We start from the raw sequence: 22,656 nt of genomic DNA, 5'->3' as shown, positions 1-22,656 counted from the left end.
CTCACCTGCTTGTTTTATATTCCTTGCAGACTTGTTCTAATTCGTTGGCAATCTGTTCAGTTTCTTCCCAACTCTCTGCTTTAGCGCCAGATGCCATTGGATGCCCCCCGCCATTATGATCAGCAGCTATACCGTTAATAACCGGACCTTTGGAACGAAGTCGGACACGAATGCTGTCTTCCTCCTCCACAAAAAAGACCCACGCCAGAATTCCTTCTATATCTCCTAACAAACCTACAAGCTGACTAGTTTCATTAGCTGTCACATTGTGTTTTTCCAAGATTTCCCTGGAGAGGCGAATCGTAGAATAGCCTCCCTCATTAACCGTGAAATTCTGTAGAATATACCCTTTCAATTTCGCTACGTGTAATGGTGTTTTATACATTTCATTATATAATAGTCTGCGGTCGAACTCATAATTGACGAGTTCAGCTGCATAAGAGAGTGTCTTTTCTGTTGTACTTGGAAATAAAAAACGCCCGGTGTCACCGACGATACCTGCATACAACAGCCTTGCAGCTTTTTCGTTCATAGAAAAGCCTTGATCCCTACTATTTATATAAAAGCTGTAAATCATCTCACACGTTGAACTGGAAGACGTATCTACCCATTGAATGTCTCCGTAACGATCAACTTCCGGATGATGATCGATTTTAATCAGTTTTTTTCCTTGATTATACCTCTGATCATCAATCCTTGCTTGATTAGCCGTATCACAGACAATTACAAGGGCATTTTCATAGGTCTCATCTGGAATGACATCCATCTCTGCCAGAAAAGACAAACTCGGCTCACTTTCACCAGTGACAAATACCTGCTTATCAGGAAAGCTTCCTTTTATAATCTCAGCCAGCCCCCCCTGAGACCCATATGCATCAGGATCTGGACGGACATGGCGATGAATAATAATCGTAGAAAAATCTTTGATTGATCGAGCAATTGATTCAATAGACATACACAAAACCTTCCTTTTTTCCTCTTTGTCCCTTCATTAAACCATATATTTTTATCTACAGGTAGCCATTTAAAAGAAAACAAGCTACAATAAGATAGAAAAAAATTTACTGCAGGAGTCGATACTACGTGTTTATTTTCCCTCTTCTTATCGTTATTTCCTTTGTACTGTACATTTATTACAAAGTAATGATTGTACGTACACGTGATCCCTTAACGCAGGATTATTTAAATAGTAAATCTAAAATCTTTCTTGGAAGCTTTATTTTATTTTTCGGGGTCAACCAATATGTATTTTATCAGACGAAATTGTCGTTATTCATAGGGCTGATTTTTATCGCCTTGGGAATTTTTCAAGCTCAATCAGGATGGAAAGCAAGCAAACATTACCGTAATGAATACCAGAAACATCAGACACAATCTTAAATAAAAAGTCGCTGCTTAAGGCAGCGACTTTTCCTATATCAGCGGTCAATTAATTGAGCCATCAATAGCGCTTTCCCTACGATGGCACCACCATGATGTACTTCCACATCTACTTTAGCGAATTTTCGGCCTACCTCAAGGATTTGAGGTTTGATTGTAATTTCACTCTCTATTTGGACCGGTTTTATAAAATACACAGATATGTTTTCTACAACGAGGTCACCTTTTTTATATTTTCTAAGCAAACCACTCGAAGACTCTGTAATTAAGGATACAAAAACACCATAGGACATCGTTCCCAGCTGGTTGGTCATTTGCGGAGTTACTCTCGTTGTCAAAACGTGAGATTGATCATCAGTTTCAACAACTTCTAATTGATTGGTCGCTAAGTCATCGATGGTTTCCCCGACTTGAGGCTGACGCTGAATGTGCTGCAACGCTTTCAACACGTCTTGTCTTGAGATGATGCCTTGAAGCTTATGAGATGGGTCTACGACAGGCATTAGTTCAATTCCTTCCCATACCATTACGTGAGCGGCATTGGCCAGGGAAGTTTTTGTATGAACCGTCATTGGGTTTTTTGTCATGACTTTGTCAATTCTTACCGATGCATCATAGCCAATTACATCTCTGGAAGTGACAATACCAACGACTCTATTTTGTTTATCCACCACAGGATAACGGCTATGGTTTGTTTCCTTATTAAATTCATGCCAACGCTCTACACTGTCACTGACTTTTAAAAATTCTGTCTTGTCAAGCGCCGTATAAATGTCATCAACAAGCACAATTTCTTTCTTAATCAATTGATCATAAATTGCACGGTTGATCATTGTAGCTACTGTAAATGTATCATAGCTTGTAGAAATTACGGGAAGCTGTTTTTCGTCAGCAAGCTTTTTAACTGTGTCACTTGTATCAAAACCGCCGGTAATCAAAACAGCTGCTCCGGCTTCAACCGCTAATTCGTGTGCGTTCGTCCGGTTCCCGACAATAAGCAGAGAGCCAGCTTCTGTGTACCGCATCATTGCTTCAAGCTTCATGGCTCCAATGACAAATTTACTTAAGGTTTTGTATAGACCTTCTCTTCCACCGAGCACTTGTCCGTCTACAATATTGATAATTTCTGCGAAGGTTAACCGTTCAATATTTTCCTTTTTCTTTTTCTCAATCCTAATTGTACCTACCCGTTCCATCGTGCTTACCAGGTCTTGATTTTCAGCTTCCTTAATTGCGCGATATGCTGTCCCTTCACTCACATTTAGCGCTTTAGCAATACTTCGAACTGAAATCTTACTTCCGACAGAGAGCGATTCAATGTGTTCTAAAATTTGTTCATGTTTTGTTGCCATCCGTCCACCAAACTTTCTAACTGTACTAATCAATTCGTCTATTATTGTTATTATACAATTGATACAGTTCCTCTGCAATTTCTTCCAAAAATTCTTTGAAGACGAACATAAAAAAGCCTCCTGTCTATAAAAGACAGAAGGCTGACTTCTTTATAAATCAAAGCTCTAATGTGTCTCCAGGCTCCATAACTACGCCTTTACCTGGTTTTACTTTGTTTGCAAAACCTTTTCCATCCTGATTAATTAAATCGAAGGTGTTGTAATGAATAGGAACAACCTGTTTTGCCTTTATCCATTCTGCAGCAACCAGGGCATCCTCTGGCCCCATTGTGAAGTTATCACCAATCGGCAAGAAGGCTAAGTCGATATCATTCCTTTCACCAATTAATTTCATATCTGAAAACAAACCAGTATCTCCTGCATGATAGATCGTTTTACCATCAATCGTTAAAAGAATACCTGTAGGCATGCCTGTGTAAACGATTGTTCCGTCCTCTTCTGTGTAAGCAGAACCATGAAAAGCTTGAGTAAATTTCACATGGCCAAAATCGAACTCATGCCCTCCGCCAATGTGCATCGGATGAGCATTCAATTCCTTATTCCCCAGATAGGTTGCCAGTTCGTAGGGAGCGACAATTTGCGAATCATTACGGGCAGCAATATCAAACGTGTCCCCTACATGGTCATTATGGCCATGGGTAAGTAAGATCACATCCGCCTTCACTTCGTCCGCGTTCAAGTCTGTGTTGCCATTGCCTGAAATGAAGGGATCGAACAAGATTGTTTTTCCGTTTGCTTCCACTTTTACAACTGAATGTCCATGATAAGATACTTTCACATTTAACACTCCTTTTTCGAATTCCACACTCATCTCATTAATAATGCTGCCATGCACTTTCATACTTTTGAATCAGATGAGGGTCGATCAGTGTGTTTGGTTTAAGTGAGATGATTTCACCTTCAGTGTTTACGATTTCCCTGTCTTCATCTTTTCCAAACACTGTCATTGAACGTAATACTTCTTTTGTCAAAAATTTTGTGTCTGCCTCTATATTTATTTCGGTTAAGTCTATACGTTTCCTGCTAGCCATGACAAATCCCCAGTTACCGAAGCTGGGAATGTCAACGTGAAAGTTTTCCGTATGCATCCCCGTCGCAGCGACCGTTTCATTGATCGTCCAATAAACATCTGTAGCAAATACTGGACTCGTAGCTTGTATCATTGCAACGCCATCTGGAGATAGATGATTCCGAACTAATGAGTAGAACTCTTTCGTATAGAGTTTGTTCAAACTTTCATTATTTGGATCAGGCAAATCAACGATGATCACATCATACATATCTTTTGACTCCTCCAAAAACTCAAAAGCGTCCTGGTTTTGAACGTGGGCACGTTCATCACTCAGAGCTCCCTGATTCAGCTGTAAAAGGTGATAGTTGGTTTTGGCTAATTTCGTAATTGCAGGATCCAGATCCACAAGCGTAATGACTTGAAGCTGTTTATACTTCAGCAGTTCTTTTACAGCAATTCCATCTCCGCCACCTAAAACAAGGGCATTCTTAGGAGATTCTGCTAAAGAAACGGTGGGATGAACAAGCGTCTCGTGATAACGGTATTCATCCGAAGAGCTGAATTGAAGGGAACCATTTAAAAATAATCGAGTATCTCCTTGCTCTTTGGTCAATACAATCTTTTGATAAGCACTCTCTTCCATATGTATAATTGGATCTTTATATAGCTTCTGCTCGAATGAAAAGGCCATCTCTTCACCGAAAAACAAACCTGCGATAAGCAAACACCCTATTACTAATGCAGCAGACATATGAATTTCAAATCTTTTGATATCAGAACGGAAAAGATAAAGAATAATCACAGCTACAATCAAATTAATACAAGCTACAAAAAAAGCACTTTTCACCATTCCCATTTGAGGCCGCAAATAAAAGGCAAAAAGCAATCCCCCGATCAGTCCGCCGGCATAATCAGAGAACAAAACTCGTGCTGTACTCCTGTTAAGTTCTTCACCAATTTCATTGGCTTTCCTAATGAGAATCGGCAGTTCCAGACCGGTCAATGCCCCTATTGTAAAAGTGATTAAATACAAAAATAAAGCATCCGTCCCATCAGGAGCAAAAGCGGTCATCCCAAACATCGTAAAACTTGAAAAGCCGCCGATCAAAGCGACCATCAGTTCGATCCAAACAAAGGTAATGATCAGGTTTTTCATGACTTTTTCACTGATACTTGCGCCGATTCCCATACCTGTTAAAAACAAACTGATTGTTAACGTATACTGTTTTACACCATCCCCAAGAATGTAAGAACCGAGTGCACCAAATAACACCTCAAAAATGATCCCGCATATGGAAACAATCCCTGATGCCCAATAAATAAAATGAGTCTTTTTCACGTTGTGTGCTTCCAAAATGTTCACTCCACTTAAATTAATTCTTTTGAATCTAAAATAGCCATTTATCGTTCATAGAATCTCTCTGACTCTGTCTACATTAAAGAGAAGGAAAAAGGCCCACAGTAGAAGATATATTTAATAAATGATCATTTACATGGAAATTTCTTTAAAAAAAGCCACTAGAAGATAGTGGCTTTTCAGCAAATAAACTTATGTAATCGACGCACCGATGACAAAAGCAAGACCAATGGAAACCCCCATAGAAATGATCCCCACCGCAGTATTATTTTCCTTCAACTTTGTTTCTACTGAGAACTTGCGAGTGAATAGTTCAAACAATACATAAGCAATCATTTGAAGAATGACTCCATATGCGCCCCATATCAAGGTATCCCATACAGTAAAGGAATGGTAAATAGCAAATGCCAAGATGATACATATGCCAATAATCTTACCAGAAATCGACATAGCTACCGCTTGATTTCCACGCTTAACCTCTTCCCAGTCTTTATATTGTCTAGTCATCCACTCAAAAATCAATAGTCCAATGACCACAACTATAATTGCAATAACAAAATAACCTAATGTTGCTAAAAATGGTCCCATTCGTAATGCCTCCTTTATTTTCCTGCACCAGGTCCTCCGCCTCGATTGGAAGACCCTCGTAGTGATCCGGAGCCTGAATTATAGTTCCCATACATGCCATAGCCACTATAACAGTCTCCTGTTTGCTTACATCTGGAATTACGTTTTTTATGCCAGTCATCTACATCCAGCACTTCATCTAAAATGTAGTAAGCAAGCATACCCTGAAAGAAACTCGGATGATAATTGTTCCTGACAAACTGATCGCTGGCAAGCTCAATGGTTATCACTCCTGGTTCTTCTTCGCTTTCTTGTATGATTACAAAATGCTCAGGGTAAATCAGTGCTTGCTTTCCTTCTTGACGTTCACTAATCTCTTCAGGGTTTATCTTATCCGATAACGCTTCTGATACTTCAGGTAAGCTTAATTCTCGTGTCATGTAAATACGTGACATCCCTTGATCAGATTGGATCGTGTCCAGAAGAGGAAAATTGTTCTTCACGAGTTCTTCAATAGAGTTTGCATTCGAAGTCCGAATGTTTTCCAATATTTCGGAACGTTCAGGTTCGCTAGGCAATTCATTATATGTATCTTCTGTATAGGAGCCAGATATTCCTCTTGAAGCTTCATCATTACCAAATACATTAAATAATAAAACAATCGCTATGATTCCTACAACAATGATTCCTCCATATTCTCTCACTTCATCCGTTCCTCCTTCCCTGAAAAATAGCCGTGCCCGACATAACGTCAGGCACGCATTGTCTTAACAAGGCTCTATTATTCTTTGTTCATTTTCTTTTTAAGGGCAGCAAGCTCATCATCAACATCATCTTTTTTATTTAATTCTTCAAACTCATCATCAAGCGAACGACTTTCTGAAGACATATCTTCACTTGTTTCCGCTTCCGCTTCATAACGCATAACTTTTTCCTCCATGCGTTCAAAACCCTGGCGTGATTCGTCTCCACCGATGTTGGACATTGTTCGATTCATCTTCGTACGAGTTTTGGCAGATTCGGCACGAGCTTTTAGTGAATCTTTTTTCAGTTTCATCTCTTGGTATTCTTTTTTCATTTCGTCAAGCTTTTTACGCAGGTTATCAGAATCCTTCTGAGCACGCTCCCAAGATTCTTTCAGCTGATCCGCTTGCTCTTGATGATTTTTCTTATCTTCAAGTGCACGACGAGCAAGGTCTTCGTTTCCAGCTTCAATTGCCTGCTCCGCTTGTTTCATACGTTTATCTACTAGGGCTTGAGCATCGTCATACTTACGCTTGAGCATTTTTTCATTGGCAATTTGTTTAGCAACTGCACTTTCAGCATCGCGGATATCGCTCTCCATATCACGCATAAATTGATCTAACATCTTCACTGGATCTTCTGCTTTATCAAGCATCGCATTCATCTCTGAACCAACGACAGTTTTTACACGTTTGAAAAATTTAAACATCTTGTTTCCTCCTTATTATTTAGAACCAGCAATAATTTTAATCTCATAGGGTTCGATATCACGACCATAACTGACCTCGACTTCACTGCCCCAGGATTCTAAACTTAAATAGGTCTCTTCATCTTCGGAAATGTAATCGGCATATCGCGTTAATCTTCCATTAATATTCTGGCTTCTTCCTTCGCCTGTTACACGCGCTTCGCCTTCTTCATCTTTGTGATATGCCATTCCTTCATACTCTAATTGTTTCGGAAATGGCTCTGAAACCGGAAGCTTGATCGTCTCATACACGCCAAGCTCTAGTTCATCATCCATTTCAGCCGCTAACCATTTTGTTTGATTTCCTTCTAGAAGCTGATAGGCAAACCACTCATAGGAACCATCCCTGTAGGTAATTTTACCAACGACTTCGTAATCCACAAGATCGAACGTGACGATATCTCCTATCTGGATATTCAATACCGTCCGTTCCTTAACCTCTGGTGTTTGCTTTTTATTTGAAAACAATTTTGAAAAGAATCCCAAATCCTCACCTCTCCTTCAACTATGACCTTGTACCTTTATGTACGGAACGACCACCTTTTAGGTTTCACATTTTTTATTTTTTTGATTTAAAAGACCCGTATTCATTAAAAAGAAGTGTCGAACCCTGTATTTTTTTCATTTTTTTCCCTGCGGACATGCTTTGAAAATTCAGAAATCCTAGTATAATCAAAAATCAATCAACTAGAAAAAGGAGTGTAAAAAATGAAAACATTAGAAAAGACAAGTAACTTTGTAGGGAGCACCTTCGCCATTTGGGTCTTACTTTTTGCGGTCTTATCTTTTATTATACCATCTGGATTTACTTGGATTGCCCCATATATCGTACCATTACTTGGTATTATTATGTTCGGAATGGGATTGACGTTGTCTAAAGATGATTTCAAAGAGGTCTTCAAGCGGCCAAAAGATGTTGCCATAGGAGTCGGAGCTCAATATACCTTAATGCCGCTCCTCGCATTTTTACTTGTAACTGTTCTGCCTGTATCACCAGAGGTAGCTGTAGGGGTGATATTAGTTGGCTGCTGTCCAGGAGGAACCTCATCCAATGTAATGACTTATTTATCGAAAGGAGACACTGCCCTTTCCGTATCGATAACTGCTGTCTCTACTTTGCTGTCACCACTATTAACTCCACTGCTTGTCTTGTTGTTCGCAAGTCAATGGCTGGCGGTCTCAGCTAGTGCCTTATTTTTATCGATTGTTAAAATCGTACTCGTGCCCATTTTATTAGGATTAACGGTAAAAGCCATTTTTAGCAAGAAAATTCAGGCCGGGATTAAAGCTTTACCTCTTGTTTCTGTCATAGCCATTGTGGCAATTGTAGCTGCTGTAGTGAGTGTAAACAAAGAGCAGATCGCTGAAACGGGAGCAGCCATCTTTGCCATTGTTGTTTTACATAACGCTTTAGGATATGCTGCTGGTTATGGACTAGGAAAACTGTTTAAGATGGATCCTGCCAAAAAACGAGCCGTCTCGATTGAAGTTGGCATGCAGAATTCTGGACTTGGTGCTTCCCTTGCTGCTGTGCATTTCAGCCCGCTGGCAGCTGTACCTAGCGCTATCTTCAGTGTCTGGCATAACATCTCAGGTCCGATTATTGCTACAATCTTTCGTAAGCAAAAAGAAAAGGAAAATGCTAAAGAAAACTCAGACATTCACCAAGCTTCCTGAGAAGTCAATGGTTGCCCCTTTCTAGAAATTTATTCAAATATATAGCAGTTATCTGGAAGACTTGATTTCGAGATGCTTATGAGAGTATAGGGGCGTTCGGGGAGGATTCGCTTTCCTGCGGGGGAACTGGCAAGTCTCCTCGTTCGCTCTGCTCTCTATGGGGGCTCGCCTAGCTCCTACTCCCACGGGAGTCTCACCCTTCCTCAACGCCCCTGCCATAAGAGGTTCTCGAAATCCTGCTACTTAGAATCTGCCGACTAATTGTGGGAAGCCATTGGCACTGCTGGATTTCGAACATTATCATGCGCATGTTTCATTACAAAAAATATCGGCTCGATCACCTTTATTACATATGGAGAATGGGAAAACGGCGAGACTCCTGCGGGATGAACATGCTAGTTGAGACCCCGAAAGACGTAGTCTGAGGAGGCTCAGCACATGCCCACGGAAAGCGAGTCGTTTTCACATCCTCCATATTACGCACAAGATTCTCGAAACAGAATCTTCAGGATAAGTAGGCTTTATTTTAAGTAGTTCTTTTTATAAGAATTTAAGTGCACAGGGGTCAATTGATTATAGCTAAGGTTTTTTCAGTATCGTACTGAGTTAGACAAAAACAACCCAGCAGAACTCTGAGCTCTGCTGGGTGTATAGTTATCGGTTAATTAAATCTCTCGCATTGGCATAGTCAAGTCCTTGCGCTTCTGCAACCGCCCGATAAGTAACATAACCTTCTAGCGTATTGATACCTTTAAACAATGCTTCGTTATCCTTACAAGCTTGTACATATCCTTTATTGGCAAGCTGAAGAGCGTACGGTACTGTTACGTTCGTCAAACCTATAGTTGAAGTGCGTGGAACTGCCCCTGGCATATTCGCTACTGCATAATGAAGAACCCCATGTTTTTCATAAGTAGGATTATCATGGGTAGTGATGCGGTCAGTGGTTTCGAAAATTCCGCCTTGGTCAATCGCTACATCAACGATAACAGACCCTTCCTTCATAGCTTTCACCATTTCTTCTGTCACAAGCTTCGGTGCTTTAGCTCCTGGAATGAGCACAGCTCCAATGACTAGATCGGATTCAGCTAAAGCTTCCTGGATATTCAAAGGGTTTGACATCAACGTGTTGATATCTGAACCGAATATATCATCCAGTTGACGTAAACGATCAGGATTCAAATCGATAATCGTAACATCAGCACCTAATCCCATCGCAATTTTGGCTGCATTGGTACCTACAACTCCGCCGCCTATGACTGTTACACGACCTCTTCTTACACCAGGTATACCACCTAATAGAATACCTTTACCTCCATGAGATTTTTCAAGGAACTGTGCCCCTATCTGAGACGCCATTCTACCTGCAACTTCACTCATAGGAGTTAGTAAAGGTAAGGAACCATTGTTAAGTTGTACAGTTTCGTAAGCAATCGCAACTACATTATTCTCAACCAGCGCTTTAGTGAGTGCTGGTTCTGGGGCTAAATGCAAATAAGTGAACAAGATCAATCCGTTATAAAAGTAACCATACTCTTCTGGAAGGGGCTCTTTTACTTTCATCACCATTTCTTGACTCCAGGCTTCTTGAGCAGATGGAACGATGACTGCTCCCGCTTCTTCATACTGAGCATCTGTAAAACTGGAACCTGCTCCTGCATTCGTCTCTACGAAAACTTCATGCCCTGCATTGGTCAATGTTATAACTCCTGCTGGTGTCATGGCTACACGGTTTTCATTATTTTTTATTTCACGTGGTACTCCAATCTTCATAACCATCCAACCTCCCATTCCATTCTTTCCATTCTGTAATTCCGCACTTCCGATTCAACTATAACATGATTCTTTTCTAGTGAGTAGTTCCATATGTAAGCCTTTTCATTCTAATAAAGGCAATCGAGAAACTACATCCAAAAAAATTAAGATTATCTATACCGATGAATGACATCCATTCCACCCGTTACTTCGTAAATGGTTCCAGTGATCATATCGGAATCTTCATGACACAGAAATTCAATTGTTCTCGCAATGTCTTCTCCAGTACCCGGACGACCAATCGGAGTTTCCTTATCGACGAATTGCCGACCATCCTTAATAGAAGACTCCTTCCATTCTCCTTGAATATGACCAGGGCAAATCATATTTGAAGTAATTCCGTTCTCCGCCTCCTCAAATGCAATGGATTTAGTCAAAGAAACCAGCCCTACCTTAGCTGCGGCAAACGCAGAACGATAGATCCAGCCTGAAGCTCCTCCAGCACCTTGAAAGCCATAATTAATAATTCGTCCAAATTTCTGCTGTCTCATATAAGGAACCGTTAATTTCAACAGATGGAAGACCGCGTCCAGATTCCCCCTGATCATAGCGTCCCACTCTTCTGTAGAATAATCCATCAATTTTTTTCTCTCAAAAATATAAGGCCCAGCGTTATTCACAAGGTAATCTACACGACCGAATCTTTCAATTGTCTTTTCAACAAGTTTCTGTAAATCCTTAGGCGAAGTCACGTCTGTCTGCAAAATTTGAATATCCTGGTGTCTGCCCGGGAATTTAGTTAGTAACTCCATCGCTTTTTCCTTATCGGAGTGATAAGTGACGGTAACCGACACTCCTTTATTTAACAATTGCTCAGTGACTTTTCTGCCTAGCCCTTTTGTTCCGGCTGTAATGATTGCATGTCGCATAACTTTTCCTCCTCGTTCTACATCACATATTGTTTTGTTTACAATAGGGCACTCCTTCTGTAAAATAAGTGCGGCAGAAGGGAAGTGGAGCTTGATGAGGACTACAGCCTCTCGTAAAGAAATGATTGAAACTTTTGGATTAGAAGCTGTACCAAAGGAAAAGCAATCCACCCCTTGGTACAGATTTGCTTTCATACAATTCGCTATAGCTGCAAATGCAGGTAATTTTATCGTACCTGCGCTCTCTGTAATAGATGGTGGTTTGTCCTTTTGGAGTGGAGTACTGGCAACTAGTTTAGGCGCCTTAGCAGGATTTCTATTTGTCTCCTATCTATCTTTGCCTGGTTCCCGTTTGGGAATTCCCGCTCAGTACGCTATTCGGACCATTTTAGGCGTCGAGGGCGCTCGATATCTTTCTTCACCCATTCGCAGTCTGACTTCACTTTACTGGTTCAGTGTGCAGACCATTGGCGGTACATACGTGATTCAGCAGCTGTTTGTTCGATTGACAGGTAATGATCTGCCATTTTTAATTTTCTCAATTCCATTATCCATATTAATGGTGATTCTCGCGATTATTGGGTTTGATGCCGTTAAACAAGCGACCACCTACTTTCTCCCTTTCTTACTTTTAGGAGAACTGTCTATCCTCTATATTTACTTTACTACAAATAACGACCAAGGTTCATGGGAAAAGCTTCAACAAGGTGCTCTGGAAGGCAGCCTCTCCAATATGTTTTTCTATGCCAGCCTGGCTTTTGTGCAATATGTATCCGGTGTTAGTGCTTCTGCAGATATGACTCGATATGCTAAGACACCAAACCATGGTTTCTGGGGACTCTTCGTTGGAAATGGTGCTGGCTTCTTACTTACTGCACTGATTGGATGTTCGTCCGCCTTTCTGTTCCAGAATATTAACCCGTACGTATCAGCGAGTGAACAGACAAACTCTCCTGTTTTTATTACGATTATCACCTTAACCGCTGTCATTTCCATGATCTCTATAAATATCAGTAATGCGTATACGGGAGGGTATAGCCTTCTCAACACCTTCAGCCGACTCACGCGGGTACAGAGCGCTGTCGTTTTCGGATTTCTCGGTGTTCTGTTAAGCGGCTTTCCTGATTTAGTTAATGAGGCAGAGTCTTATATTTCCTTATTGGGCGGTGTTATCATCCCTATTTCAGCGATTCTTTGCAGTGATTACTTAATTGTAAAACGCCGCCATCTGAATGAACAGGCACTTGCACAGCTGACTAAGACATCAAGCATCAATCCGTGGGCAATGATTATGATTATATTCGGCTGTATCCTATACTTTTTATTACCCGGGCAATGGTCGCCTGGATTTATCACCTTTATCGTTCTTATGGTTTCCTATCCATTCGTAATAAGAAATAAGACTTGGGGTTAACTCCCCAAGTCTTATTTTTATTTCTCAGTAGTTCTAGGTTCCTTCTCGGAACGGTAACTCTCATTTAAAGAACTCAGCATTTCTTTTTCAGATTCTTGTTCGACTTGCAAAGTCTTCTTTGACTCCTTCATTATAACCACCTCTGTCTTAATGTTCACAAAACTTACTAAAATATGAAGGAGACATTGGTCTATACCGAAAAGGAACATGTTATAATAGAAGTAACAAATTGGAAGGGGGCATGCAACATGACATTCGAATATAAGGACATAGTCGTTGCGGTGGATGGATCTGAAACAGCTGAAGGTGCTTTTAAAAAGGCGATTGATATTGCTAAGCGAAATGATGCTAAGCTGATTCTGTCTCATGTAGTGGATACACGAGCTTTTGCTACGGTTGAAGCGTATGATCGTTCACTTGCAATAAGAGCAGAACAATATGCAAGCGATTTATTGAAGGATTACAAAGAAAAGGCGGAAAATGAAGGAGTGAAAAACGTCGTCATCGACATTGAATACGGATCTCCAAAAGTTAAAATTGCTAAAGATGTAGCGCCAAAACATAATGCCGACCTCATCATATGTGGTGCTACAGGTCTAAACGCAATGGAACGTTTTTTCATCGGAAGTGTATCTGAACATATTACGCGTTATGCCAATTGCGATGTCTTGGTTGTACGCCCTGAAAAGACAACTTAATAATAAAAGAAAAATGCCTTGCTTATAAGCAGGGCATTATTTTATAGGTCTTTCTTCAATTCCCGTATAACGTGAGTAAGCTCTGGTAATATTAATCGCTCCATCGCCAGCTTAACAGCTCCACTGGAACCTGGAGTAGAAAATACAGCGGTGTTTCCACTGACACCAGCAATGGCTCTGGATAAAAGGGCAGCTGACCCAATATCCTCCGTATAGCTCAGCATACGAAACAACTCACCGAAACCAGGAATCTCCTTATCTATAAGAGATTCCACAACTTCAACCGTTACATCACGGGCAGCAATTCCCGTTCCGCCGTTTGTAAGAACAACATCAACTTTCGCTTGTTGAATTCCCTCTTCAAGAGCCTCTGTAATGGCTGATTTTTCATCATGGACTATTCTATATTCCTCAATTGAATGGCCTTTCTGCTCTAGCCGTTCCATCATAAGTCGACCGCTCTTATCAGTTTCTTTTGTACGAGTATCACTGATTGTAACGACCATACAAGAAACGGAATCAGGTGCCTGCTTTTTATGCTCTTCGACTGACATCTCAGCCCTCCCTTTCTTCGTGTTTCAAATGACGATATTGATAAAACTTCAAGGCAAAGTCCGTCACTTGTCTCGTCAGATGATAATTCGAGTAAGCACCGATGGCAATACTTATAAACGGAAGCCCTTGAAAAACTTTTTTTCTGAAGGTGAGAATAAAAAGCGATTTGAATGCTTGCTTTAACGGCTGTTCGATCCAGGATTCATTAGTCAGTCTGTCTTCCCCTTCGAAAATATACGGGTGATTTTTATTATTTACTTCATTTATAAGATCTTTCCAAGCAGCACCCTGGAGCCTCTTTGGCAAAGTCGCTGCGTGAAAAACCTTCAAAGAAATCATCATTTCATATGGATGATTCATTTCATGACCGAAGGTGAGCCCCACCAGTTGAACAGCCCTAATGTTCATAACCATCATTAAAGGATAATCCAGTCCAAGCAGCAGCCAGCCACCCGTTCCAGTCAAGCCTCCTTGAGCAAATGAATAAAGACGCCCGCGTGCAATTTGTTGTTCTGCTATGTAAGTGAGTTGGTCTACGCTCAGTTCTTTTTTCATATCTGTAATGTTTTCAATATTCTCAGCAAGCACACGTCCAACAGTCAATATACGACCCCTGGCCTCATTTTGAAAAGAAGTACCTTGTAAAAAGGCATGAGTATGGAAAAACCAATCATCTAACTTTGAAAAGAACTTTTCTTTTATTCCTGGGTCTACTTTATAAAAGCTCTGCTGTATCCAGTTATCGTAAATCATTTCAAAATCATTCGGCTGGTAATTTCTGAATTGTGCGAGCCAATTATCCACTTCCATTGCCACTCGTTCTTTTGACAAAGTGATCACTCCCTGCCCGTTAGTCCTATCCTCATTGTAGCCCTTTTACCAAAAAAAAAGCAATTGCCACTCTGGGACAATTGCTTTTCTAACCTTTATTACATACCTTTTTCTACCGTATCACGGGCGATCATGACTTCTTCGTTTGTCGGAATAATCATGACTTTAACTGGTGAATGCGGGTAGTTGACGAATGCTTCTTTCCCACGAACCTGGTTTAAGGAAGGATCCCAGTAAACGCCCATGAACTCTAGTCCTTTAAGGACACGCTCACGGATGGATGTACTGTTTTCTCCTACACCAGCAGTAAAGACGATCGCATCAATTCCGTGCATCCGAGCAGCATAAGACCCAATGTACTTGTGGATACGGGCAGCAAATACTTCAAGTGCAAGCTCAGCACGCTCATCACCTTCAGAAGCACGCTCTTCAATGTCACGTAAGTCACTTGAGAAACCAGAAAGAGCTAACATCCCACTTTCTTTGTTCAGGACGTTCATAACTTCATTCGCTGTTTTACCCGTTTTCTCCATAATGAATGGAATCAAGGCCGGATCAATGTTACCAGAACGAGTTCCCATTGTAACACCAGCAAGTGGCGTGAATCCCATGGAAGTATCGATTGACTTTCCGCCTTCGATGGCAGCGATACTTGCACCGTTACCTAAGTGACAGGAAAGGATGCGAAGCTGCTCTACCGGACGACCAAGCATTTCCGCAGCACGCTCAGATACATATTTGTGGGAGGTACCGTGGAAACCATATTTACGAATGCCATACTTCTCATAATACTCATAAGGCAAGCTGTAAAGGTAAGACTGCTCCGGCATAGACTGGTGAAAGGCTGTATCAAATACAGCAACGTGAGGCACATTTGGCAGTACTTCACGGAAGGCACGAATACCTGTCAAGTTCGCAGGGTTATGAAGTGGTGCCAAGTCAGACACTTCTTCTATTTCTTGAATGACTTCATCCGTAATTAACACAGATTCACTGAAGCGCTCGCCTCCGTGTACGACGCGGTGCCCAACTCCATTGATCTCATCAAGGGATTCAATGATACCGTTAGCAGTTAGTTTATCTAATAGCAACCTAACAGCTTCACCATGGTCAGGGATATCAGTAATCGTCTTATCTTTTTCTTCTCCTACTTCAATCGTGAAAACCGCATCGTTAAGGCCGATACGTTCCACTAGACCTTTTGTTATAACCGTTTCTTCAGGCATTTCAATCAATTGGAATTTCAGTGATGAACTACCTGCATTTATAGCAAGAATTTTATTACTCAACGTTGCTCATCCCCTCAAAATTAGGTTCGTATATTTCTACCATTACCATTTAATCACCCGTTCTAATCATTTTCAAGGCAGAAAAGGCATGATAACGTTTACTTCCTATATTCGTTATTTTCTCACTATTGTGTCGCTTTATATTCATCAAACCACTGATTCATCTGAGCTAGAATGTCAGCCATGGCCTCTGGATTTTTGAATGAAGGCAGTTTGACGAGTAACGCTTGTTTTGGTGGCTTTGTTTCTGGTCCTTTCTTTTGTAAGATCAAAATGCTCTTTCCATGCTTCTCATCTTTAAATAAAGAATCCGAAAGCTGCAGCATCCCCACGATATGGGCGTGTTCGCGCAAGTATGCATTCAAGGCTTTTGATTGGTCGCTGTCAAAGAGGAAGTTAGGGACGATAAACATGAGGTAGCCGCCCTCTTCTGTATAATTCAGCCCCTGTTCAATAAATAAATGATGGGCATAGGAATGTCCTTCTTCTGCTTTAAGCTCGTACCGTGATGCTTGGACATCATCTGGATAGTAGCCAACAGGAAGATCAGCTAAAACAAAATCAACAGGCTCTATCAAAAACGGACGCAGGCTATCCTGATGGAAAAATTCAATGTTATTTTTTTGCAAATTGGCATTTGCAACTGCCAATTGAATAAGCGTTGGATCAACTTCACTGGCATAAGCGCGCAGAGGCATCTCCAGCTGGTTCATAATAGATGTCATCAAGTTGGCGGAACCTGAAGCCAAGTCGAAAAGTTTCAATTCTTCTTTACCTTCAAACAGCTTTGAAGCAAGATAGCCCATAAACATCGCAACGGAATCCGGCGTGATTAAATGCTGTTGCTGCGTAGCACCTTTCATTCCTTTTAAAATCGTTAATTGCACAGCTTTACGTACTTCTTCTTTTTCAAATTCTTCTTTTCTTATTTTCGTCAATCGATTTGTCAGCTTCGTCTGCAGCTGCTTATCTAAATCATCGAACGGCTTTTCATTAAACAATACATCAAGGGCTTCCGCTAAGCCTTCTAGATAAGTGACGTTCATATCCTCAGATACGAGTGTTGAAGTCTCATCTAGCCATTCAAATAGTTTTTCAACTTGTCCTTGTTTCATTTTCATTCTCCTTTAGTCCTACTCATACTCAAAAATAAGCGACGCATAGGTTTCCAATGATCCATGCGCCAGCCATTTCCGTACCATTTCTAGAGTTTGATTCTATCACAACCATATCGAAATATTCATTTGTATTCAACAATCAACGATTTGACTGATTTGTAGCAAAATTGGGTGCGGTTACATCTCATAAGTGATAAAATGACGATATGACTACATAAAGGAGGATTCATGGTGGCTGATCAACGTAGAAACCTTTACTTCTATTATCACCCTAACCAAGAACTTGATAAAAAACTTGAGCCTTTAATCAGGCTTGCCCGCGATAATGATTTTCATGTCGTCGAAGATGCTAAAGATGCTAATATCATCGTAGCTGTTGGAGGAGATGGCACCTTTTTACAAGCAGTTAGAAAAACAGGCTTTCGCCAGGACTGCCTCTATGTAGGGATCCGCAGTCACAACGAAGCTGGACTTTATTGTGACTTCAGTATTGATGACCACGATGAAATGGTTGAATCCATGCAGAATGCAGAAGTCGAAGTACGAAGATTTCCTGTTATTGAAGCAACAGTCAATAATGAGTCTACTTACTTGTGCCTGAATGAATGCAGCGTAAGATCCACACTTATCAAGTCGATTGACATCGATGTCCATATCGATGACCTTCACTTTGAGACGTTCCGTGGAGATGGTTTGATTGTCGCTACCCCAACAGGGAGCACGGGTTATAATAAATCGACAAAAGGGGCCGTCGTAGATCCGAAGCTGCCTTGCTTCCAAGTAAGTGAACTTGCTTCTTTAAATAACAACCGGTTCCGTACGCTAGGGTCTTCCTTCATCCTAAGTGGAGAACGCACGTTAAAATTACAAGTTACCCAAGATGGTAACGATTATCCTGTAATTGGGATGGACAACGAAGCCTATTCTATCCGGAATATTAAAGAGGTTTCTGTCAAGTTGAGTGACAATGTGATTAAAACGGTTAAGCTAAAAAATAATACCTACTGGGATCGTGTAAAACGCACTTTCTTATAATAGTAAAAAGCCGGACTGAATTTCCTATCAGTCCGGCTTTATTACTACCTTTTATGCATAATTTCTCCATCAACGACAGTCATGGTTACCGTAGCGTCAGCGAGCTCATGAGATTTTAATGCAAATAGATCTCGGTCAAGAACCGTAAAATCCGCCACATATCCAGGCTCAATCAAGCCTTGCGTATCTTCCCTGGCAATTGCCTGGGCACTTCCTTTTGTATATAAAGAAATAGCTTCATAAACGGACAATTTCTCCTCTAGCTGATACACTTGATGATCGTATGTTGCACGGCGGTCAACGGCTGCACGGATTCCGAGAAGCGGGTTAATCTCTTCTATTGGGGCATCAGATCCTCCTGCACAAAGAATTCCTGCATCAAGCAACGTCTTCCAGGAATAAGAATTTTTCAATCGTACGTTACCAATTCGGTCCATCACCCATGGAAAGTCAGATGAAACGAATGTCGGTTGGATGTCTAAGACTACATTCAGCTTCTTAAGTTTATCCATTAATTCTGGTCTAAGAATTTGGGCATGGATGATCCGGTCTCTTTCACCATTTTTTAGTGGATTGTTCTTAATAGCGTCCGCTACCGCTTCCACCGCTCCATCCCCTATTGCATGAACCGCTACAGGCATGTCGCGCTTTCTCGCTTCATTAACCAGTGCTGCCAGTTCTTCATCTGTATGAATGGCTACGCCATAGTTATCAGGGTCATCCGAATAAGGCTCCGTGAGCCAGGCCGTTCTTCCACCAAGCGCCCCATCTGAAAAGATTTTCAAGGCCCCAAGTTCAACATATTCCGTTCCTTTCTTATAACCAAGCCCTTCTCTATCAACATCCTCTATGACACCATGATGGACAAGCAAATGGGCTCTGAACTTGATCTCCTCTCCATTAATTACATCGGTAAACGCGTCATATGTTTTCTTGAAACCGCCGTAATAATTCAAATCCTCACTATGCCCTCCGACTAATCCGAACGTATGCATATCCTTGACAGCAAGCTCGGTCGCCTTTCGGAGATATTCAGGGGTGACTTCAGGCATAGCAGCTTTGATCAAGTCTTGTGCCTTATCATGGAAATACCCAGTCGCTTCACCTTCCTCATCGCGTACAATCACCCCGCCCTGAGGATTCTCCGTATCACCTGTAATGCCTGCTAATTCCATCGCTTTCGTATTCGCTAAAAGAGCATGGCGACATACCCGTGTCAGCATCATCGGGTGCTCTCGGGATATCTCATCCAACTCATCTTTATGTATAATCCTCTTCTCTCCCCACTGATTCTCGTTCCATCCGTCTCCAATTACCCATTCTCCAGGATTAAGCTGTTCTGTATGCTGTCTCAGTGCCTGTTTTACCTCTTCAGCTGATTTCATGAATGATAAATCAAGACGCATCAGCCGTTCTCCGTGTCCAATGATATGGAGATGACTATCTGTGAATCCAGGGTACATAACAGATCCTTTCAGGTTATGCTCTTCTGTAATCTCATCCTTATAACGGGAATAGAGCTCCTGTGTATCTCCTACTGCTGTAATCTCACCCTCATTCGTCACTACAGCTTCCACCCATTGGCCTTCCTTTTTCATCGTGTAGATTTTGCCACCATACCAAAGTTTCACAGCTAGTTCATCCTCTCTTCATTTTAGTACTACATATATCATACTTCAGTTGTAAAAAGAAATAAAAAAAACCCACCACAGCCAGTGCGGCGGGTCATAGCTTTATAATAGATCACTAAATTCATTCGATTCTTGATCGCTATTTGAAGCATTCACTTCAATGGTGTAAGTCTCCGCGACTGCACGATTGATATCCTCACTGAAATCAGCACTCGATTCATAATAATTGGCATTTTCCCTAGTTGGTTTTGTTTTAGGGGCCTTTGGTACAAACACGGTACAGCAATCTTCATAAGGACGAATGGAGATATCATACGTTCCTATTTTCCTTGAAATATCAATGATCTCAAGCTTATCCATAGAGACGAGAGGACGTATGATCGGATAGTTTGTTACTTCGTTGATTGTATTCATACTTTCCATCGTCTGACTAGCTACTTGACCAAGACTCTCTCCAGTCGTAAGCGATAAGATCCCTTGTTTCTGTGCAATTCTTTCACTGATCCTCATCATCATTCTTCTCATGATCGTCATGCTGTATCCAGCAGGCATTTCTCTATGGATTTTTTGCTGTACAGCTGTAAAAGGAACAACATGAATCTTGATCGATTTACCGAACCTTGATAATTCTTTAGCAAGGTCAATCACTTTTTGCTTTGCACGGTCACTCGTATAAGGGGGAGAGTGAAAGTGAATGGCTTCGATTTCAACTCCGCGCTTCATGGTGAGGTAGCCTGAAACAGGGCTATCAATTCCTCCTGATAACATAAGCAATGATTTTCCTGTTGTTCCTACCGGAAGGCCGCCAGCACCAGGATAATCCTGAGCTGTAACATAAGCTGCATCGTGGCGTACTTCCACTTTTATTTCTACGTCTGGATGGTGAACATCTACTTTCGCACCATCTGTGTTTCTTAATATATGTCCGCCAAGAAGAGGATTTAGATCAGCAGACTGTATGGGAAAATCCTTATCCGTACGTTTTGAAGATATTTTAAACGTTCTGGCATCCTTAGCATCATGGAAGGCAAGAAGAACGGCTTCTTTCAGTTGCTCTTCTGTCTTTTCAACTTTGACGGCAAAGCTTAGACTGTGGATGCCAAAAACTTCCTGACACTCAGCCATCACTTCATGCGGATCTTCGCCGTTTAAGAGAATGTACATCCTGCCTCTTGTTTTTGTAATTTTAGTATTTGGAAATGCTTTTAGTTTTATGGAAAGGTTATGCTTTAGGCGCTGTTCAAAAGCCTTTCGATTTTTACCTTTCAAAGCCATTTCACCATAACGTACCATGATTTGATCAAACTTCATGTTTATCTCCCCATTGTTGGTTGTAGTTTTTTGATTGTGTCTTTTAGAGCATCGATGAACGTGAGTATCTCATCTTCCGTATTGTGATAAGATAAACTTACTCTAAGCGCAGAGGTTGTACGCGAACGATCCAAGTTACAAGCTTTTAATACAGCACTTACATCAGGCTGTTTAGAAGAACAAGCAGACTTAGTTGAAATAAAAATATCTTTTTCGCCTAAGTCATGAATGACCACCTCAGGCTTGTAGCCTGGAATAGAAAAATTGATGATATGAGGAGCACTATCCTCTGGCGAATTGATGACGAGTTCATCAATTTTAGATAACTCGTTCCACAGTGTTTTGCGGAGGGACTTCAGTTCTTCCAGCGATTGTTGTTGAGTTTCCAAATTCAATCTTAACGCCTTAACAAAAGCAACGGTTCCGGGAAGATTTTCTGTCCCTGCCCGTACTTCTATTTCTTGACTTCCTCCGTGTAGTAAAGGAAATAAGGAAACGTTTTTTTGCACAATTAAGGCACCGGTCCCTTTTAACCCGTGAATTTTATGTCCGGAAATCGTACATAAATCTATACCTGATCCCTTGATTGGAAGATTTATCTTGCCAAGACCCTGGACATGGTCAACGTGGAAAAACAATTTCGGGTATTTTCTTAAGATATTCCCAATCTCTTGGACGGGTTGAACCGTTCCTAGTTCATTGTTTACGGACATTATACTAACTAGAATCGTGTCCTCTCTTATCGCTTCTACTATTTTCTTCGGATCAACAATTCCATTACGGTCAACATCTATATATGAGACTTCAAAACCCAATGACTCTAACGCACGGTACGCTTCCATTACTGAGGGGTGTTCGATTTTAGAAGTAATAAGATGCTTGCCTCGATCCTGGTGCATAAAAGCAATTCCCTTGATCGCCATATTATTTCCTTCAGTTCCACCTGAAGTGAAAATTACTTCTTGGGGATCTACCCCCAGTAAGTGAGCCGCTTGATTTCTAGAGTGCTGCAGCAATCGTTCAGCTTCACTTCCAAATCGATGGACAGACGAAGGATTGGCATAATACTGATCAGCCACTTTTTGATAGCTTTCAAGGACTTCAGGCAATGGATGTGTCGTTGCGCTATTATCTAAATAAATCATGGGCCATGTTCTCCTTTATCACAAATTGCAGTCCACTATATTATCATA

At 41.1% G+C, this 22,656-nt stretch carries 22 protein-coding genes; 5 read left to right on the top strand and 17 right to left on the bottom strand.

The annotated features are described in order from the left end of the window. Position 1: 1 nt before the first annotated feature. A complete protein-coding gene (locus tag HM131_RS08135; protein WP_085029287.1) occupies positions 2 to 955 on the bottom strand; it encodes a DHH family phosphoesterase in 954 nt (317 codons plus the stop codon). 128 nt (positions 956 to 1,083) lie between these two features. Here HM131_RS08135 and HM131_RS08130 point away from each other — a divergent pair, with 128 nt between their 5' ends. Then, on the top strand, positions 1,084 to 1,380 hold the full coding sequence (locus HM131_RS08130) for a YtpI family protein (protein WP_085029286.1): 297 nt from the start codon (positions 1,084 to 1,086) through the stop codon (positions 1,378 to 1,380). Positions 1,381 to 1,418: 38 nt separating this feature from the next. Here HM131_RS08130 and HM131_RS08125 read toward each other — a convergent pair whose 3' ends face one another. The 7 genes from HM131_RS08125 to HM131_RS08095 all read right to left on the bottom strand — a co-directional run bounded on the left by HM131_RS08125 (position 1,419) and on the right by HM131_RS08095 (position 7,706). Next, positions 1,419 to 2,732 (bottom strand): CBS domain-containing protein, encoded by a 1,314-nt coding sequence (locus tag HM131_RS08125; RefSeq protein WP_085029285.1) that lies wholly within the window; start codon positions 2,730 to 2,732, stop codon positions 1,419 to 1,421. A 157-nt stretch (positions 2,733 to 2,889) separates the two neighbouring features. Further along, positions 2,890 to 3,570, bottom strand: a complete 681-nt coding sequence (locus tag HM131_RS08120) for a metal-dependent hydrolase (RefSeq protein WP_085029284.1) — start codon at positions 3,568 to 3,570, stop codon at positions 2,890 to 2,892. Between the two features lie 37 nt (positions 3,571 to 3,607). Then, the gene (locus tag HM131_RS08115; RefSeq protein WP_085029283.1) at positions 3,608 to 5,158 is read right to left on the bottom strand and encodes a polyamine aminopropyltransferase; all 1,551 of its coding nucleotides are present in this window, start codon (positions 5,156 to 5,158) and stop codon (positions 3,608 to 3,610) included. A gap of 195 nt (positions 5,159 to 5,353) precedes the next feature. Further along, positions 5,354 to 5,749, bottom strand: a complete 396-nt coding sequence (locus tag HM131_RS08110; protein WP_085029282.1) for a DUF350 domain-containing protein — start codon at positions 5,747 to 5,749, stop codon at positions 5,354 to 5,356. A gap of 14 nt (positions 5,750 to 5,763) precedes the next feature. Then, complete coding sequence (locus tag HM131_RS08105) at positions 5,764 to 6,432, bottom strand: DUF4247 domain-containing protein (protein ID WP_085029281.1); 669 nt, start codon at positions 6,430 to 6,432, stop codon at positions 5,764 to 5,766. Positions 6,433 to 6,509: 77 nt separating this feature from the next. Further along, complete coding sequence (locus tag HM131_RS08100) at positions 6,510 to 7,181, bottom strand: PspA/IM30 family protein (RefSeq protein ID WP_085029280.1); 672 nt, start codon at positions 7,179 to 7,181, stop codon at positions 6,510 to 6,512. Positions 7,182 to 7,196: 15 nt separating this feature from the next. Further along, positions 7,197 to 7,706 (bottom strand): DUF4178 domain-containing protein, encoded by a 510-nt coding sequence (locus tag HM131_RS08095; protein WP_085029279.1) that lies wholly within the window; start codon positions 7,704 to 7,706, stop codon positions 7,197 to 7,199. Positions 7,707 to 7,928: 222 nt separating this feature from the next. Between HM131_RS08095 and HM131_RS08090 the strand changes: the two genes are divergently transcribed. Further along, positions 7,929 to 8,897, top strand: coding sequence for a bile acid:sodium symporter family protein (locus tag HM131_RS08090; RefSeq protein WP_085029278.1), 969 nt, complete (start codon positions 7,929 to 7,931; stop codon positions 8,895 to 8,897). Positions 8,898 to 9,551: 654 nt separating this feature from the next. Here HM131_RS08090 and ald read toward each other — a convergent pair. Continuing rightward, positions 9,552 to 10,670: an alanine dehydrogenase gene (gene ald, locus HM131_RS08085; RefSeq protein ID WP_085031873.1), complete on the bottom strand. Its 1,119-nt coding sequence runs from the start codon at positions 10,668 to 10,670 to the stop codon at positions 9,552 to 9,554. Positions 10,671 to 10,822: 152 nt separating this feature from the next. Then, positions 10,823 to 11,581 (bottom strand): SDR family oxidoreductase, encoded by a 759-nt coding sequence (locus tag HM131_RS08080; protein ID WP_085029277.1) that lies wholly within the window; start codon positions 11,579 to 11,581, stop codon positions 10,823 to 10,825. Positions 11,582 to 11,675: 94 nt separating this feature from the next. On the opposite strand from HM131_RS08080, the gene HM131_RS08075 reads away from it, so the two are divergent. Together HM131_RS08075 and HM131_RS08070 are read left to right on the top strand one after the other, a co-directional pair. After that, complete coding sequence (locus HM131_RS08075) at positions 11,676 to 12,995, top strand: purine-cytosine permease family protein (RefSeq protein WP_085029276.1); 1,320 nt, start codon at positions 11,676 to 11,678, stop codon at positions 12,993 to 12,995. Positions 12,996 to 13,243: 248 nt separating this feature from the next. Beyond that, a complete protein-coding gene (locus tag HM131_RS08070) occupies positions 13,244 to 13,693 on the top strand; it encodes a universal stress protein (protein ID WP_085029275.1) in 450 nt (149 codons plus the stop codon). Positions 13,694 to 13,734: 41 nt separating this feature from the next. On the opposite strand, the gene HM131_RS08065 is transcribed toward HM131_RS08070, so the two are convergent. The 4 genes from HM131_RS08065 to HM131_RS08050 all read right to left on the bottom strand — a co-directional run bounded on the left by HM131_RS08065 (position 13,735) and on the right by HM131_RS08050 (position 17,483). Beyond that, positions 13,735 to 14,247: a MogA/MoaB family molybdenum cofactor biosynthesis protein gene (locus HM131_RS08065; protein WP_085029274.1), complete on the bottom strand. Its 513-nt coding sequence runs from the start codon at positions 14,245 to 14,247 to the stop codon at positions 13,735 to 13,737. Position 14,248: 1 nt separating this feature from the next. After that, complete coding sequence (locus tag HM131_RS08060) at positions 14,249 to 15,079, bottom strand: EcsC family protein (protein ID WP_198162743.1); 831 nt, start codon at positions 15,077 to 15,079, stop codon at positions 14,249 to 14,251. A 98-nt stretch (positions 15,080 to 15,177) separates the two neighbouring features. Beyond that, on the bottom strand, positions 15,178 to 16,368 hold the full coding sequence (locus HM131_RS08055) for an acetate kinase (RefSeq protein WP_085029273.1): 1,191 nt from the start codon (positions 16,366 to 16,368) through the stop codon (positions 15,178 to 15,180). Positions 16,369 to 16,493: 125 nt separating this feature from the next. Continuing rightward, the gene (locus HM131_RS08050; RefSeq protein WP_085029272.1) at positions 16,494 to 17,483 is read right to left on the bottom strand and encodes a class I SAM-dependent methyltransferase; all 990 of its coding nucleotides are present in this window, start codon (positions 17,481 to 17,483) and stop codon (positions 16,494 to 16,496) included. Between the two features lie 231 nt (positions 17,484 to 17,714). Between HM131_RS08050 and HM131_RS08045 the strand changes: the two genes are divergently transcribed. Continuing rightward, on the top strand, positions 17,715 to 18,521 hold the full coding sequence (locus HM131_RS08045) for an NAD kinase (RefSeq protein WP_085029271.1): 807 nt from the start codon (positions 17,715 to 17,717) through the stop codon (positions 18,519 to 18,521). 44 nt (positions 18,522 to 18,565) lie between these two features. Here the strand turns inward: HM131_RS08045 and HM131_RS08040 are convergent, their stop codons facing one another. The 3 genes from HM131_RS08040 to HM131_RS08030 form a co-directional block, all read right to left on the bottom strand. Further along, positions 18,566 to 20,152 (bottom strand): amidohydrolase, encoded by a 1,587-nt coding sequence (locus HM131_RS08040; protein WP_198162742.1) that lies wholly within the window; start codon positions 20,150 to 20,152, stop codon positions 18,566 to 18,568. Between the two features lie 102 nt (positions 20,153 to 20,254). Further along, entirely contained in the window at positions 20,255 to 21,463 is a 1,209-nt protein-coding gene (thiI, locus tag HM131_RS08035; protein ID WP_085029270.1) for a tRNA uracil 4-sulfurtransferase ThiI, read from the bottom strand. 2 nt (positions 21,464 to 21,465) lie between these two features. Beyond that, positions 21,466 to 22,608, bottom strand: coding sequence for a cysteine desulfurase family protein (locus HM131_RS08030; protein ID WP_085029269.1), 1,143 nt, complete (start codon positions 22,606 to 22,608; stop codon positions 21,466 to 21,468). Between the last annotated feature and the right edge of the window lie 48 nt (positions 22,609 to 22,656).

The organism is Halobacillus mangrovi, from assembly GCF_002097535.1.
Taxonomy (GTDB): domain Bacteria; phylum Bacillota; class Bacilli; order Bacillales; family Halobacillaceae; genus Halobacillus; species Halobacillus mangrovi_A.
The sequence above is the reverse complement of the archived record's forward strand: the minus strand, read 5'-3'. Positions and strand labels throughout refer to the sequence as shown.

Coding starts and splice junctions, on each gene's coding strand:
- HM131_RS08135 (WP_085029287.1), bottom strand. CDS start 955: ATGTCTATTGAATCAATTGCTCGATCAATCAAAGATTTTTCTACGATT.
- HM131_RS08125 (WP_085029285.1), bottom strand. CDS start 2,732: ATGGCAACAAAACATGAACAAATTTTAGAACACATTGAATCGCTCTCT.
- HM131_RS08110 (WP_085029282.1), bottom strand. CDS start 5,749: ATGGGACCATTTTTAGCAACATTAGGTTATTTTGTTATTGCAATTATA.
- HM131_RS08100 (WP_085029280.1), bottom strand. CDS start 7,181: ATGTTTAAATTTTTCAAACGTGTAAAAACTGTCGTTGGTTCAGAGATG.
- HM131_RS08090 (WP_085029278.1), top strand. CDS start 7,929: ATGAAAACATTAGAAAAGACAAGTAACTTTGTAGGGAGCACCTTCGCC.
- ald (WP_085031873.1), bottom strand. CDS start 10,670: ATGAAGATTGGAGTACCACGTGAAATAAAAAATAATGAAAACCGTGTA.
- HM131_RS08080 (WP_085029277.1), bottom strand. CDS start 11,581: ATGCGACATGCAATCATTACAGCCGGAACAAAAGGGCTAGGCAGAAAA.
- HM131_RS08075 (WP_085029276.1), top strand. CDS start 11,676: ATGAGGACTACAGCCTCTCGTAAAGAAATGATTGAAACTTTTGGATTA.
- HM131_RS08070 (WP_085029275.1), top strand. CDS start 13,244: ATGACATTCGAATATAAGGACATAGTCGTTGCGGTGGATGGATCTGAA.
- HM131_RS08065 (WP_085029274.1), bottom strand. CDS start 14,247: ATGTCAGTCGAAGAGCATAAAAAGCAGGCACCTGATTCCGTTTCTTGT.
- HM131_RS08050 (WP_085029272.1), bottom strand. CDS start 17,483: ATGAAACAAGGACAAGTTGAAAAACTATTTGAATGGCTAGATGAGACT.
- HM131_RS08045 (WP_085029271.1), top strand. CDS start 17,715: ATGGTGGCTGATCAACGTAGAAACCTTTACTTCTATTATCACCCTAAC.
- thiI (WP_085029270.1), bottom strand. CDS start 21,463: ATGAAGTTTGATCAAATCATGGTACGTTATGGTGAAATGGCTTTGAAA.
- HM131_RS08030 (WP_085029269.1), bottom strand. CDS start 22,608: ATGATTTATTTAGATAATAGCGCAACGACACATCCATTGCCTGAAGTC.